This window comes from Bradyrhizobium sp. JR3.5, from assembly GCF_054057015.1.
In genome coordinates this window covers 1,045,586-1,058,177 of record NZ_JBSRYV010000002.1, presented here as the reverse complement: position 1 = coordinate 1,058,177, position 12,592 = coordinate 1,045,586, and the positions used below count along the sequence as shown (strand labels likewise).

The following is a 12,592-nucleotide window of genomic DNA, read 5'->3' as shown; positions in this document are numbered from 1 at the left end:
CATTGTTGCTAAAGCGCAGGTTCTGCTTTTTCTAGTTGTCCTCACGTGGGGCCGGTGAACGCTAGCTGCCTCAGTTAACTGGGGGCAGTCGTGGCGATCCATTCATTTCATTCGGAAGCCGAGTTGCGGGGTGCGCGCATGCTGCGCACGGCGCTGGGGCCTGCCATCGCAGGCTTTCTGGAAGATCCGTCGATCGTTGAGGTTATGCTGAACCCTGATGGCCGGCTGTGGATCGATCGGCTGTCGAGCGGCCTGACCGATACCGGCGACGGTCTATCGGCTGCCGACGGCGAGCGAATTGTCCGGCTGGTCGCGCACTATGTGGGCACTGAGGTTCATGCCGGCTCGCCCCGCATCTCGGCTGAGCTGCCGGAAACGGGAGAACGTTTTGAAGGCCTGTTGCCGCCGGTCGTCGCCGCGCCGGCCTTCGCAATCCGTAAACCCGCGGTCGCTGTCTTCGGCCTGGACGACTATGTCGCTGCCGGCATCCTGAACTCGGCGCAGGCGAACGCGCTGCGTGATGCGGTTGTCGCGCGCAAGAACATCCTGGTCGCCGGCGGCACCTCGACAGGTAAGACGACGCTGACGAATGCGCTTCTGGCGGAAGTGGCCAAAGGTTCGGATCGCGTCGTTCTGATTGAAGATACGCGGGAGCTTCAGTGCGCAGCGCCGAACCTTGTGGCGCTGCGGACCAAGGATGGCGTGGTCTCGCTGTCCGATCTTGTGCGCTCGTCGCTTCGTCTGCGCCCTGATCGTATCCCGATTGGCGAGGTGCGCGGGGCCGAGGCTCTCGATCTGCTCAAAGCCTGGGGCACCGGGCATCCCGGTGGAATCGGCACGATCCACGCCGGCACCGCGCTTGGCGCGCTACGCCGGCTCGAGCAGCTGATCCAGGAGGCCGTCGTCACGGTCCCGCGCGCACTGATCGCAGAGACCATCAACGTCATCGCCGTGCTCTCTGGCCGTGGTGCCGAACGGCGTTTGAGCGAGCTCGCTTGCGTCACTGGGCTCGGGACATCAGGCGACTACAGCCTTTCAAAAATCGGAGATCAGTCATGAACGCACGATCGTCTCTCGGACGAGGTTTCACGTCAGTTGCGGCATTCGCTTGTCTGTACCTGGCTAGCCTACCGGCCTGGGCCGCCGGCTCCAACATGCCCTGGGAGCAGCCCCTCAACCAGATCCTGCAATCGGTCGAAGGGCCGGTCGCCAAGATCATCGCGGTCATCATCATCATCGTGACCGGTCTCTCGCTCGCGTTCGGCGACACGTCGGGTGGCTTCCGGCGGCTGATCCAGATCGTGTTTGGTCTGTCGATCGCATTTGCCGCCTCGAGCTTCTTCCTGTCGTTCTTCTCGTTTGGCGGCGGGGTGATGATCTGATGGATGAGCCAGTCCCGGGTTTTGTCGCCCCTGTCCACCGTGCGCTGACCGAGCCGATCCTGCTGGGCGGGGCACCACGTCCGGTCGCCATCCTCAATGGCACATTGGCCGCCGCACTCAGCCTCGGCCTGCGCTTGTGGCTAGCCGGCCTTCTGCTGGCACTCATCGGCCACATGGCCGCGGTCTGGGCCGCAAAACGCGATCCGGAATTCGTGGAAGTCGTGCGCCGGCATGTTCGCGTTCCCGGTCACCTCAGCACTTGAGAATAGTCCCATGATGAATCTTGCCGAATACCGCCGTTCAAATACGCGCCTTGCCGACTTCCTGCCCTGGGGCCGCACTCGTCGACGAGGGAATTGTATTGAACAAGGACGGCTCGGTTCAGCGGACGGCGCGGTTTAGAGGGCCGGATCTCGACAGTTCCGTGCCGGCCGAGCTCGTTGCGGTCGCAAGCCGGCTGAACAACGCGCTCCGGCGTCTCGGATCGGGGTGGGCCGTCTTCGTCGAGGCGCAACGGCATTCGGCAGGGCGTTATCCGCCCGACACATTCCCGGATGTCGCATCCGCCCTGGTGGATGCGGAGCGCAAAGCGCAATTCGAGGAGGCCGGCAGCCATTATGAATCGAGCTACTACCTGACCTTCCTTTATCTGCCGCCAGCAGAGAGTGCAGCTGTGGCCGAGCGTCTCCTGTACGAGGGCAGCCATCGCGGCGCGGGAGCTGATGCGCGCGAGGTGCTGAGTGGCTTCGTCGACCGGACCAACCGCGTGCTGCAGCTCGTTGAGGGCTTTATGCCGGAATGCGGCTGGCTCGATGACGAGGCAACGCTCACCTACCTGCACTCGACGGTCTCGACCAAGCGGCATCGCGTTCGGGTGCCGGAAATCCCGATGTATCTCGATGCGCTCCTTGCCGATCAGCCGCTGACAGGCGGGCTTGAGCCGGTGCTGGGTGAGGCGCATGTGCGCGTTCTGACCGCCGTGGGATTTCCGAGCGCGACCACGCCCGGAATTCTCGACGATCTGAACCGGCTGGCGTTCCCGTACCGCTGGTCGACGCGCGCGATCATGCTCGACAAGACGGATGCAACCAAACTCCTGACCAAGATCAGGCGGCAATGGTTTGCCAAGCGCAAGTCGATTGCCGCGATTCTGAAGGAGGTGATGACCAACGAGGCGTCCGCGCTTCTGGATACCGATGCCCACAACAAGGCGATGGATGCAGATAGTGCGCTCCAGGAGCTGGGCTCGGATCAGATCGGTGAAGCCTTCGTGACGGCAACCGTCACGGTCTGGGACAGGGATCCGCACGCGGCGGACGAAAAGCTCCGCTTGGTCGAAAAGGTGATCCAGGGCCGGGACTTTACCTCCATGACCGAGACAGTGAATGCCGTTGAGGCCTGGCTCGGCAGCCTGCCGGGACAGGTCTATGCAAATGTCCGCCAGCCGCCGGTCTCGACGTTGAACCTCGCCCACATGATCCCGCTCTCCGCAGTCTGGGCCGGAGAGGTGAGGGACGCTCACTTCAAAGCGCCTCCGCTCTTCTTCGCCAAGACGGAAGGGTCGACCCCTTTCCGCTTCTCGCTCCATGTCGGGGATGTCGGACACACCTTGGTGATCGGACCGACCGGTGCCGGGAAATCGGTGCTGCTCGCGCTGATGGCCCTGCAGTTCCGGCGCTATCCGGAAGCGCAGATCTTTGCCTTCGATTTCGGTGGGTCGATCCGTGCGTCGGCGATCGCCATGGGTGGCGACTGGCATGATCTCGGCGGCGCGGTTAGTGGAGACTCGGCAGAATTCGTGGCGCTTCAGCCGCTTGCGCGGATCGAGGATATTGGTGAGCGCGGCTGGGCAGCCGATTGGATCGTATCGATCCTTGCGCGCGAGCGTATCGAGGTCACGCCCGAGACCAAGGATCATGTCTGGTCGGCATTGACCTCGCTCGCCTCGGCGCCTGTTGGAGAGCGGACGCTGACTGGCTTGTCCGTTCTTCTGCAATCCAATGCGCTGAAGCGCGCGCTGCAGCCCTATTGCCTCGGCGGGCCGTTTGAGCGGTTGCTGGATGCGGAAGGTGAGCGGCTCGGAGAGGGCTCGGTCCAGGTGTTCGAGACCGATGGCTTGATCGGGACCGGTGTCGCGCCGGTGGTTCTCTCCTATTTGTTCCACCGGATTGAGGATCGCTTGGATGGTCGTCCAACGCTTCTCATCATCGATGAGGGCTGGCTTGCGCTCGACGATGCCGATTTTGCCGGCAAGCTCCGCGAATGGCTGAAGACGCTGCGCAAGAAGAACGCCTCCGTCGTGTTTGCGACCCAATCGCTGGCCGATATCGATGGTTCGGCAATTGCGCCGGCCATCATCGAGAGCTGCCCGACCCGGATCCTTCTTCCCAACGACCGCGCCATCGAGCCGCAGATCACGGCGATCTACCGGCGGTTTGGGCTGAACGACCGTCAGATCGAGATCCTCGCTCGTGCGACGCCAAAGCGCGACTACTATTGCCAGTCGCGCCGGGGCAACCGGCTGTTCGAGCTCGGCCTTGGCGAAATCGCGCTGGCTTTTGCGGCCGCGTCTTCCAAAACCGACCAGGCTCTCGTCGAGCCGGTGCTCGAGGAGCACGGAAGGGATGACTTCGTCACCGGTTGGCTCAAGGCGCGAGACCTCGCCTGGGCCTGCAATCTCATTCCGCAGCTTGCCAAGGAAGGAGGCTTGTCATGAGCCGTCTCCGTCCGCTTCTGGCAGCAAGTGTCATCGCAATTAGCCTGGCCCAGGTGCCCCGGGAAGGAAAGGCACAGTGGATCGTGTTCGATCCCAACAACTACGTGCAGAATGTGATGACGGCCGCGCGCGAGCTGCAGCAGATCAACAACCAGATCACCTCGTTGCAAAACGAAGCGCAGATGTTGATCAATCAGGCGAAGAACCTCGCCAGCCTGCCATATTCGTCGTTGCAGCAGCTCGAGCAATCGATTCAGCGCACCCAGCAGCTGCTCTCCCAGGCGCAGCGGATCGCTTACGACGTCCAGCAGATCGATCGTGCGTACTCCACCACTTACGCGCCCACATCCGCGAGCATGTCCAATGAGCTCCTCGTCGCCAACGCCCAGACACGCTGGCAGAATGCGGTTGCCGGCCTGCAGGACGCCATGCGGATGCAGGCAACCGTCGTCGGCAATCTCGACACCAACCGCACCCAGATGTCGGCTTTGGTCACTGCGAGCCAGGGCGCCTCAGGTGCACTCCAGGCGAACCAGGCCGGCAACCAGCTGCTTGCGCTTCAAGCCCAGCAGCTTGCTGATCTCACCGCGACCGTGGCCGCGCAGGGGCGCGCACAAAACGCTCGAAGCCGCGCAAAGAGCAAGTGCCCAGGATCAGGGGAGGGAGCAGCTTCGGCGCTTTCTGACCCGGGGTCAGGGCTACCAACCGACAACCGTACAGATGTTCCACTGATGATGAAGAATAGATTTGAACGGCTGCCGACGGCGGTGGCAGTTAGCCTTGCTGTCCTGGTCGTCGCCGCCTGCGCCATCCGCCTGCGCGAGGACGAGAGCGCGACCCAATCGTCCGCTTCGTTTGCTGCAAAGCCCGATCCGACGGCGGCAAAGCTCGAGCAATGCCGCACCGTCACCTACGAGCAGAGAGAGGTTCTTCTCGAATGCCAAAAGATCTGGGCGGAACAGCGCAGGCGGTTCTTGGGGAAAAGCGGCTCGGTAGACGGTTTGAATAGCGGGGCGGGCACGGCGCCATTTTCCTCCCCGCTGCCGCGTAAGGACGAAAGCCGCGTCCCGTCCCTCCCACCCTCCATTCGAAGCCAAAGCGAGTGAGCAATGAGCGGCACCTCCGTCATCGACCAGTTCCTGGAAACCTTCACCCGCTATATCGATTCCGGATTCGGCCTGGTCGGGGGCGAAGTCGGCTATCTCGCGACCACCTTGGCCGCAATCGACCTCACACTCGCGGGGCTGTTCTGGTCCTGGGGGACTGATGAAGATATTGTTGCCCGCCTCGTCAAGAAGACTTTGTTTGTCGGCGTCTTTGCCTACCTTATCGGGAATTGGAATAGCCTTGCCCGCATCGTCTTCGAGAGCTTTGCAGGACTTGGCCTCAAGGCCTCGGGCACGAGCCTGTCATCGGCAGATTTCTTGCGGCCAGGTCGGATCGCGCAAGTGGGGCTCGATGCCGGCCGTCCGATCCTGGACTCGATCTCGGGGCTGTTGGGGTATGTCAGCTTCTTCGAGAATTTCGTTCAGATCGCTGTCCTCCTGTTCGCCTGGATCGTGGTGCTTCTGGCCTTCTTTATTCTCGCTATCCAGCTCTTCGTCACGCTGATCGAGTTCAAGCTGACGACGCTCGCAGGTTTCGCGCTGATCCCCTTCGGTCTGTTCGGCAAGACCGCCTTTGCGGCCGAACGGGTGCTGGGCAACGTCATCTCCTCCGGCGTCAAGGTTTTGGTCCTTGCCGTCATTGTCGGCATCGGATCGACCTTGTTCTCGCAGTTCACGGCAGGCTTCGGCGGCAATCAGCCGACCATCGAGAACGCGATGGCGCTTGTCCTGGGCGCTCTCGCCTTGTTGGGCCTCGGCATTTTCGGACCCGGCATTGCCAACGGCATCGTCTCCGGAGGCCCGCAGCTCGGCGCGGGTAGCGTCGTTGGGACGGGACTTGCCGCCGGTGGAGTCGTCGCGGCTGGCGCTGGCCTTGCGGCCGGCGCTGCCGGTCTCGCCGGCGGCGCGATTGCAGGCGCCGTAAGAGGTGGAAGCGCGATTGCAAGCGGCACCATGAGCGTGTTTCGGGCGGGGAGTCAGTCCGGCTCCGAGGCGAGCGCTTCGCCTGCTGCAAGTCCATTGCGCTCGGTCGCAGCTGGTCGTGGCGGACCGGCGAGCAATGCCGGTAAGGGGGGAGGGGGCCCCTCGAGAGCGTCCGACAGTGTGCCCGCCTGGGTTCGGCGCATGAAGCGAGCGCAGACGATCAGCCATGGCACATCAGCGGCAACCCACGCGATCCGTTCGGGTGATCACGGAGGCGGCGGCGGATCTGTCGACCTCTCGCAGGATCACTGACGACTCCTTTCTTTCGAATTCGGTTCCCTGCCATCTCTTGAGGTCAAGCAATGTTCAAACGATCGGCTGTTCACTATGGCCGCACGCCAGAAGCCGTCACTCCCTATCAACGCGCCGCCCAGGTCTGGGATGACCGCATTGGGTCTGCGCGCGTGCAGGCCAAGAACTGGCGCCTGATGGCCTTTGGCTCCCTCTTCTTATCCGCTGGTTTCGCCGGCGCCCTGGTCTGGCAATCGGCGCACGGGACGATCACGCCTTGGGTGGTCGAGGTCGATCAACTGGGCGAAGCGAAAGCCGTTGCTCCGGCAAATGCCAGCTATCAACCGACCGATCCTCAAGTAGCCTTTCATCTGGCCCGCTTCATCGAGCATGTGCGTGGCCTGCCGATGGACGCCATCGTCCTTCGCGAAAACTGGCTGCGTGCCTACGACTTCACGACCGACCGCGGCGCCGCCGCGCTCAATGATTACGCCCGCAATAACGATCCATTCGCCAAGCTCGGCAAGACGCAAATTGCGATCGAGGTCTCGAGCGTCATCCGGGCATCCCCTGAGAGCTTTCGCTTGGCCTGGATCGAGCGGCGCTACGACAACGGTCAGCTTGCCGCAACCGAGCGGTGGAGCGCCATCCTCACCATCGTCGTAGAAATGCCCCGCGATCTGGATCGGCTGCGGATGAATCCACTTGGCATCTACGTCAACGCCATCAACTGGTCGAAGGAGCTGGGCTAGTCATGCGGTCAGGTCTCGTTATTGCGTCACAGAGGGTCCGCCCGACGCCTGGCTCTGGCTCTCGTTATTGGTGTGTCCACCCTTGGCGGGTGCACCACGTTCAAGCCGCCGAAGATCAGTTACGATAGCGATGTCCCGCCAGCTCCAGATCTGCCGGCGCTTGCCGACGATCGGCCGCGCCCGCTGCATGTGCCACCGGCCTGGAAGGCGGCGCGCGGCGGCAAGAACGCGGAAGCCAAAGAGCCCGTCGAGCGGATTGAGACCGCGAATGACGCGGCACGCGTGCAGCCTCGGAAAGCCGGCTACTTCAATGCGGTGCAAGTATTTTCCTATAGTCCGGGCGCTCTCTATCAGATCTATGCCGCGCCGGGGCAGATCACCGACATCGCCTTGGAGCCCGGCGAGCAGCTGATCGGGTCGGGACCAGTTGCCGCGGGTGATACCGTGCGTTGGGTGGTCGGCGACACCGAGAGCGGCAGCGGCGAAACGCGCCGCGTACATATCATGGTCAAGCCAACCCGGCCCTCGATCGAGACCAATCTGGTCATCAACACGGATCGGCGCACCTACCTGATCGAGCTGCGCTCCCGCGAAAAGCCCTACATGCCACAGGTCTCGTGGTTCTATCCGGAGGATCGGACCGCGCGTGGTCGAACTCTGCCGCCCACACCGGTCATCCCGGATCAGGCGCAGCGCCGTTACCGTTACGCCATCGAGGGAGACAGCCCACCCTGGCGTCCTGTCAATGCCTATGACGATGGGCGCAAGGTCTACATCGAGTTTTCGCCTGGCATCGGCCAAGGCGAGATGCCGCCGCTCTTCGTGATCGGGCCTGATGGCAAGACAGAGCTCGTCAACTACCGCACTTACGGCAATGTGCTGATCGTCGACCGGCTGTTCGCGGCTGCGGAACTGAGGCTGGGCGATGATCACCAGCAGAAGGTCAGGATCGTCCGAGCCGACGGGAGGTCCTTGTGACCGATTCCGATCAGGTAAATGGCGGACCCCATGATGCTCCTCGGCCGCAGCAGTCGGGAGAGATCGTCGAAACCCTGCGACTGCGGCCGGAGCGGCCGGAAGTTGCGCGCCTGTCGCGCAAGGTCCTTGCGGGCGGCAGCGCCGTTGTACTGGTACTCATCTCTGGCGCGGTGTTCTGGGCTCTGCAGGAGAAGCGATCGGCACGGCCTGCCCCCGAGGAGCTTTACGCGACCGACCACCACAATGTCGCCGATCAGCTTGCGACCTTACCGAAGGATTACACCGAGATCCCGAAGGATGTGCCGCGCTTGGGACCGCCTTTGCCGGGCGATCTTGGCCGTCCGATCGTTGCAGCACAGGGCTCTTCGACGGCAAGTCCACTTGGGGTTGATGCTGAACAGCAGCGCGTCAACCAAGAGGGCGAGGCGGCACGTACCAGCAAGCTGTTTGCGAGCACCAACGTCCGGCCACAGGCCCCTGCCAGCTCGTCGAGCGAAGCCCGTTCAAACACAGCGCCATCATCCGACGAAGCGTTTGCCCAGAATGGCCAGGACCGAAAGCTTGCGTTCGTCAATGAAACCGTCGATCGCCGGACGACCAGTCCCGATCGCCTGGTGAGGCCGGCTTCGCCTTTTGTAGTCCAGGCCGGAACGGTCATTCCGGCCGCTCTCATCACAGGAATCCGCTCCGACGTGCCTGGCCAGATCACGGCGCAAGTAACAGAGGCGGTGTACGATTCTCCTACCGGGCGAGCACGCCTTATCCCTCAGGGAGCAAGGCTGATTGGGACCTACGATAGCCAGGTCGCATTTGGGCAGTCGCGCGTGCTCCTGGTCTGGACGCGCCTTATCATGCCGAATGGGAGGTCGATCGTTTTGGAGCGGCAGCCCGGTGCAGATGCGGCAGGCTACTCTGGTCTTGAGGACGAGGTCGACAATCATTGGAAAGAGTTGTTAGCGGCAGCCGCGCTTTCGACGCTGCTCGCCGTCGGCACAGAGGTGAATTCGGGGGCAGACACGGGTAACACCAACAGCGACATTGTCCAGGCGCTCCGCCGTGGGGCTGGAGATTCGCTCAATCAAACCGGCCAGCAGGTGGTTCGGCGCAATCTCAATATCCAGCCAACGTTGACGATCCGTCCGGGATTTGCGGTGCGGGTGATCGTCAATCGCGACCTGGTGCTCGAACCGTATAGAGGGTGAGGTACGATGGCAAAGCTTAAACTTGGAGCGATCGAAGACGATAAGCCGATCAAGATTACGCATGAACTCCCGGCGAGCGTGCACAGGGATCTCGTGGCATATGCTGAAATCCTTGCACAAGAGAGCGGACAGCCGATCGGGGAGCCGGCCAAGCTTATCGCTCCCATGTTGGCGCGGTTCATGGCAGCGGATAGAAATTTCCGGAAGGCTCGACGGGCGCGTCCGAGCGGAGATGAGGGATAGCGCTCTGAGAGCAACTTCGGGAAGCCAGCCAGGACAGGGTTTTCGTTGTCGTCTCGCCAGTATGCCGAAAAGTCGAATCGGCTCGGACCGGCTCCGTCGCGCAATTCGCGGTAGACGAGACCTGCATAGTTGATGCCCATGTCGGATTCCAGCACCAGGCTGATTCCTGTGTTCATCCTGATCAGGCTCTTGATGATACCGCGGCTGACGTCGTGGCGCTCGAGTTTAGGATGGTCCTCAGGCGACACGAGCTTGGAAATCAGAAGATCTTCAAACTCCTTTCCCGGATCGTAATGGCTCAGAAGGACCGTCTCGCCGCGCAGGTCAGTCCAATAGACTGTGTCGCGCGCAGTGAGGGGATGATCATGGGGTAAGGCGACCAGAACACGTTCGCTCCACAGCGGCATCACTCTGTTGTCGAGTAACGGCAGGTTCCCTGTGACGATCAGGATATCGAGAACGCCGTTGCGAAGTGCCGTCGCCAGGCGTGTTCGTGATTTCTCGATCGTCACAAGCTCGATTTGAGGGAATTGTTGCTTGAAATCCAGCAAGGACGTCTGCAGGTTGCCAATGGAAAGTGGGGTGCAGAGCCCGACACTCAGCCGGCCAGCCTCGCTGTTCCGAACGGCCCTCGCGGTCGCGATGAGAGCATCGAACTCCGCAAGAATTGTCCTTGCCACGCGAAGAGCACTGCGGCCTGCCTGCGTCGGGCGCACACCACCCCTGAAGCGCTCAAAAATCGCAATTCCCCAGGTGATATTCGATCTCGCTGATTCTTCGGCTGAGACCCGATTGTTGGGTTCTCAGCAATTCCGCCGCTTGACGGAGGGCGAGGAGCGGCGGCGCACCACAGTATGTTCGTCGAGATCGAGATCGGCGAGCGGGAGAGCGTTGCCTATGGCGAATTCCGGGCAAAGCTCAATCGGCGAAAATTCCAGGCTGCCGAGTACAAGCGGGTCGGAAAGGGCGGGAAAGAAGTCTGGATCCAGGCGTCGTACAATCCGGTGCTCGATGTCCGAGGCAAGTCCGTTAAAGGTCATCAAATTCGCTACCGATGTAACGGCCCGAAAAATCATGGACATGGAGAATGAAGGACAGCTTGTTGCAATAGGGCGATCGCAGGCCGTCATTGCGTTCGGTGTGAACTGCACCATCCTCGATGCGAATGAGAACTTTCTCAGGATGGTAGGTTATTCTCTCTCGGAAAATTCAAGGCAAGCACGACAGTATGTTCGTTGCACCGGGCGAACGCGACAGCGACGGCTATCGTGAATTCTGGAGCAGGTTAAGCCGAGGGGAATTTCAGTCGAGCGAATACAAGCGTATCGGAAGGGACGGCAGAGAGATCTGGTTCCTGGCGTCCTACAACCCGATCCTCGGTGCCGGCGGGATCGAGCGCGACGTACAATGGTCGAAGATGCCGACGGATACGCTCGGCCAGGCCGTCCACCGCCTGCCAATGCAAAGCCAGTTTTCTCACCGGCTTCACGCTCATGCGCAGTGCCGTGGCTTGCAGCGTATCGCGGGGCATGATCTTGTAGGCGCTGGCATACATCGCCGAACGGCGTGGGGTCGGGCACGCTGTCGTCGATGTAAAGTGACAGCAGGCGACCGACCTGTGGCGTGTCTTGCTGACGGCGCACCTGCTCCGCGACATCGGATGGTTTTGTGCTCATTGAGCCAGCCAATCAACTCGGTGGCGACGAATCCTTGCGTCACGTCGCGCCGAACGATTTGCGCAGCTTGCTGCGCGAGCTGCGGCAGGAAGTCGGCCGCCCACGGCCGGTAGCAGAACAGCGCAGCGATTCGCTCGCGCTGGGTGTAGTGTTCGTGCTTGGTGATCAGCTTGCGCTCGAACGCATCGCCGTGGAAATAGCGACTGAGCACGAAGGCGCAATCCTCCTCGACCTCGTTCCAGTCAAAGCGAAAGAAGGTATGCTTGGCTTTTGAAGTAGCCGGTCTGCAAGATGCAATAAACCCGAGCGGTGAGGCTGGGACGGCTGCTGGCAAGCGCCAGTTCGGTTTCGGTCAAGGCCAGGTATTCCAGCCGCTGGGGTGTCGTCGAAATCCGGCAGGCCGTACAGGCTTCCTGCTCGGCGTCCGATAGGACGGTCAAGCGTTCGCTCTTGGTCGTCATCGCGATGACGCTCCGCGGGAGCCCATCCAACCGACCCGTGTCAGGCTCTCGATCAGCGTGGTTCGCTTGACGCAGAAGTTGCGACATACCGCCGCTTTGGACATGCCGCCGTCCAGCGCGGCGATGATGGCGTCCAGCTTCTCGCCGGTGATCGCCTGCGGCCGGCCGCCGATCCGGCCGCGTTTGCGTGCGGCGGCCAGGCCGGCGACGACACGCTCCTGGATCAAAGCGCGCTCATACTGCGCGAGCGCGCCGAACAGCACCTGGAACAGGAATTCGCCCGAGGGCGTCGTGGTGTCCAGGTTTTCGGTCAACGAGCGGAACGCCCACACGATTGTCCTTCAGCGAGGCCACGATGACGAGCCGGTGCGACAGCGAGCGGCCGAGCCGGTCGAGTTTCCACACGACCAGCACGTCGCCGGGCCGGACCAATTCGAGCGCCCGCGCCAAGCCGGTGCGGTCATCCTTCGCGCCCGAGGCATGATCCTCGAACAGGTGACGCGGATCAACGCCGGCGGCGAGCAGCGCATCGCGCTGCAAGTCCGTGCTCCGGCGCTCGGAGTCCGACGACATGCGCACGTAGTCAACCGACATAGGCGGATACCCATCGGAAATAGGTTTCCGTATGGCAGCGCGTGGCGACAGAGTTTTCTGCATATTTTTCGTGCCACCAGAGGCGTTTAGCTTAGGGGCTACTACAAGATTCGGTAGTTGGCTAAAGCCAACTTGAGGCTCTAGGGTCCGGCCGCCTTCCCTGCCGGTCATCATCGACGAACAGAAGTGAACGCAAGCGCACGTGAAGCCGCTGCCCGCAGTGCCTGCCGGTCACCTTCCGCCCTTCCATCGCTTAGAGAGTGAAGT

At 62.0% G+C, this 12,592-nt stretch carries 11 protein-coding genes and 5 pseudogenes; 12 read left to right on the top strand and 4 right to left on the bottom strand.

The genetic code is table 11. The annotated features are described in order from the left end of the window. Window positions 1-138 precede the first annotated feature (138 nt). The 11 genes and pseudogenes from trbB to ACVWW1_RS21765 all read left to right on the top strand — a co-directional run bounded on the left by trbB (window position 139) and on the right by ACVWW1_RS21765 (window position 9,594). Window positions 139-1,059 (top strand): P-type conjugative transfer ATPase TrbB, encoded by a 921-nt coding sequence (gene trbB / locus ACVWW1_RS21815; RefSeq protein WP_429031491.1) that lies wholly within the window; start codon window positions 139-141, stop codon window positions 1,057-1,059. Further along, complete coding sequence (locus ACVWW1_RS21810) at window positions 1,056-1,382, top strand: TrbC/VirB2 family protein (RefSeq protein ID WP_429031488.1); 327 nt, start codon at window positions 1,056-1,058, stop codon at window positions 1,380-1,382. The genes trbB and ACVWW1_RS21810 overlap by 4 nt, the downstream gene beginning before the upstream one ends. Beyond that, entirely contained in the window at window positions 1,382-1,645 is a 264-nt protein-coding gene (locus tag ACVWW1_RS21805) for a VirB3 family type IV secretion system protein (RefSeq protein ID WP_429031485.1), read from the top strand. Before ACVWW1_RS21810 ends, ACVWW1_RS21805 begins: the two co-directional genes overlap by 1 nt. A gap of 10 nt (window positions 1,646-1,655) precedes the next feature. Beyond that, window positions 1,656-4,098, top strand: a pseudogene (gene trbE, locus ACVWW1_RS21800) (conjugal transfer protein TrbE). Then, a pseudogene (gene trbJ, locus ACVWW1_RS21795) lies at window positions 4,095-4,830 on the top strand (P-type conjugative transfer protein TrbJ). Before trbE ends, trbJ begins: the two co-directional pseudogenes overlap by 4 nt. Next, on the top strand, window positions 4,830-5,204 hold the full coding sequence (gene trbK-alt / locus ACVWW1_RS21790) for a putative entry exclusion protein TrbK-alt (RefSeq protein ID WP_429031477.1): 375 nt from the start codon (window positions 4,830-4,832) through the stop codon (window positions 5,202-5,204). Before trbJ ends, trbK-alt begins: the two are co-directional and overlap by 1 nt. Before the next feature lie 3 nt (window positions 5,205-5,207). Continuing rightward, the gene (gene trbL, locus ACVWW1_RS21785) at window positions 5,208-6,440 is read left to right on the top strand and encodes a P-type conjugative transfer protein TrbL (protein ID WP_429031475.1); all 1,233 of its coding nucleotides are present in this window, start codon (window positions 5,208-5,210) and stop codon (window positions 6,438-6,440) included. A gap of 50 nt (window positions 6,441-6,490) precedes the next feature. After that, window positions 6,491-7,171 (top strand): conjugal transfer protein TrbF, encoded by a 681-nt coding sequence (gene trbF, locus ACVWW1_RS21780; protein WP_456657400.1) that lies wholly within the window; start codon window positions 6,491-6,493, stop codon window positions 7,169-7,171. Window positions 7,172-7,192: 21 nt separating this feature from the next. Further along, the gene (gene trbG / locus ACVWW1_RS21775) at window positions 7,193-8,149 is read left to right on the top strand and encodes a P-type conjugative transfer protein TrbG (protein WP_456657399.1); all 957 of its coding nucleotides are present in this window, start codon (window positions 7,193-7,195) and stop codon (window positions 8,147-8,149) included. Between the two features lie 62 nt (window positions 8,150-8,211). Continuing rightward, window positions 8,212-9,351, top strand: a complete 1,140-nt coding sequence (locus ACVWW1_RS21770; protein ID WP_456660646.1) for a TrbI/VirB10 family protein — start codon at window positions 8,212-8,214, stop codon at window positions 9,349-9,351. Between the two features lie 6 nt (window positions 9,352-9,357). Then, window positions 9,358-9,594, top strand: coding sequence for a DUF2274 domain-containing protein (locus ACVWW1_RS21765; RefSeq protein WP_456660645.1), 237 nt, complete (start codon window positions 9,358-9,360; stop codon window positions 9,592-9,594). Between the two features lie 68 nt (window positions 9,595-9,662). Here the strand turns inward: ACVWW1_RS21765 and ACVWW1_RS21760 are convergent. Then, window positions 9,663-10,274, bottom strand: a pseudogene (locus tag ACVWW1_RS21760) (LysR family substrate-binding domain-containing protein); the annotation flags it as partial. A 165-nt stretch (window positions 10,275-10,439) separates the two neighbouring features. Here ACVWW1_RS21760 and ACVWW1_RS21755 point away from each other — a divergent pair. Further along, window positions 10,440-10,927, top strand: a pseudogene (locus ACVWW1_RS21755) (PAS domain-containing protein); the annotation flags it as partial. Window positions 10,928-10,972: 45 nt separating this feature from the next. Here ACVWW1_RS21755 and ACVWW1_RS21750 read toward each other — a convergent pair. The 3 genes and pseudogenes from ACVWW1_RS21750 to ACVWW1_RS21740 all read right to left on the bottom strand — a co-directional run. Further along, window positions 10,973-11,731 (bottom strand): annotated as a pseudogene (locus ACVWW1_RS21750) (DUF4158 domain-containing protein); the annotation flags it as partial. Then, on the bottom strand, window positions 11,728-12,045 hold the full coding sequence (locus tag ACVWW1_RS21745; protein ID WP_456657398.1) for a recombinase family protein: 318 nt from the start codon (window positions 12,043-12,045) through the stop codon (window positions 11,728-11,730). The pseudogene ACVWW1_RS21750 and the gene ACVWW1_RS21745, both read right to left, overlap by 4 nt. Next, the gene (locus ACVWW1_RS21740) at window positions 11,966-12,271 is read right to left on the bottom strand and encodes a recombinase family protein (RefSeq protein WP_456657397.1); all 306 of its coding nucleotides are present in this window, start codon (window positions 12,269-12,271) and stop codon (window positions 11,966-11,968) included. The genes ACVWW1_RS21745 and ACVWW1_RS21740 overlap by 80 nt, the downstream gene beginning before the upstream one ends. Window positions 12,272-12,592: the final 321 nt, after the last annotated feature.

Coding starts and splice junctions, on each gene's coding strand:
- trbB (WP_429031491.1), top strand. CDS start 139: ATGCTGCGCACGGCGCTGGGGCCTGCCATCGCAGGCTTTCTGGAAGAT.
- ACVWW1_RS21810 (WP_429031488.1), top strand. CDS start 1,056: ATGAACGCACGATCGTCTCTCGGACGAGGTTTCACGTCAGTTGCGGCA.
- ACVWW1_RS21805 (WP_429031485.1), top strand. CDS start 1,382: ATGGATGAGCCAGTCCCGGGTTTTGTCGCCCCTGTCCACCGTGCGCTG.
- trbK-alt (WP_429031477.1), top strand. CDS start 4,830: ATGATGAAGAATAGATTTGAACGGCTGCCGACGGCGGTGGCAGTTAGC.
- trbL (WP_429031475.1), top strand. CDS start 5,208: ATGAGCGGCACCTCCGTCATCGACCAGTTCCTGGAAACCTTCACCCGC.
- trbF (WP_456657400.1), top strand. CDS start 6,491: ATGTTCAAACGATCGGCTGTTCACTATGGCCGCACGCCAGAAGCCGTC.
- ACVWW1_RS21765 (WP_456660645.1), top strand. CDS start 9,358: ATGGCAAAGCTTAAACTTGGAGCGATCGAAGACGATAAGCCGATCAAG.